The 1,157-nt window shown below is 48.8% G+C and carries 1 protein-coding gene; it reads right to left on the bottom strand.

The features are described from left to right. Nucleotides 1-184 precede the first annotated feature (184 nt). Nucleotides 185-1,157, bottom strand: a 973-nt coding sequence (locus R7Z78_RS24560; RefSeq protein WP_169643801.1) for an MFS transporter, incomplete at its 5' end; no start/stop codon positions are given.

Genomic DNA, 1,157 nt, shown 5'->3' with positions numbered 1-1,157 from the left:
ATGGGTATCAACCGCGGTACTCTTCGCAAGAAACTTAAGAAATACGGCATGAACTAAGACCGGATTTCAAAAGTATTTGGAACAAGCCGTTACCTTTGGGTAGCGGCTTTTCTTTATCTACTGATCTAAAAATATTAGTGAAGAAATACGCGTGACACTTTCGCATCACGCGATTCACACTCTTTTATGAGTAGCGCTGGAGTTGCTCCGTTTCCTGAATGGGCTTCAATGCTGCGATAGCGAAGCCAAAGAGTAATACGGCCAATACAGCGACCCATTCACTCCCTACATCATAGGCAAATCCAGCAAGCGCAGACCAAATTGCGACGCCAAAATGCATCATGCTCATCGCAGATGACATTAAAACTCCTCGATATTCATCCGATAAGCTCGCTATATAAGCCTGTAGAGCCGGAGAGCCTATACCGCCTGCCAACGACCAAATTGCCAATATGGGAAGATAGGCCACGAATTGGCTCGCACCACACGCAAATACCCAGATGCTACATGGCATGCACACCATAAGCGCAATACGCATTACAGCTCGGCCACTTCCAAGGCGATGAGAAGCTCGAGTCGTGAGTAGATTTCCAAGAACACTCACGATTCCTAAAGCTGCGTACATCATGCCAATCCAACTTATCGACAGTCCCGCGACATCTCGCATATTGAGCCCAATGAGATTGAACACACCAATACCACCACCTAAGCCAAAACACATAGCCGCAATCGCACCCAACGCTCCAGGAAGGCGAAATGCCTCTATAACGGGAGGTAATGTCATTAACCGCTCGTTCTGATCGTGAGGCTCTCTCATGCATCCCCAAACTAAGGCCCCAACAGCAAGTGCCGCCATCCCTAAAATGATAAAAGCTGCTCGCCATGATAAGAGCTGTGTGATCAGTGCGCCGATAGCAGGGCTGGTTATCATGCCTAATGTCAATCCAGCTTGCACCATCACAATCTGCCGCATCGAGCGCCCACCTTTTGCATCACCAGCCAACGCAAATGCGATTGGCAGCATTCCTGCGCTAGCAATGCCCGTAACAACACGAGTGACTAAAGCCCATTCAAACTGGCTAACCAAGCCAGTCAGAATCGAGGAGATGCCAAAAACGAAACAAGCCGGCAGCATAAGGCGAAAACGCCCTACTCGA

Source organism: Vibrio sp. 1167, assembly GCF_033340375.1.
GTDB classification, from domain to species: Bacteria; Pseudomonadota; Gammaproteobacteria; order Enterobacterales; family Vibrionaceae; genus Vibrio; species Vibrio alginolyticus.
Note: the sequence above shows the minus strand (reverse complement) of the source record. Positions and strands in the feature narration are given on the sequence as shown.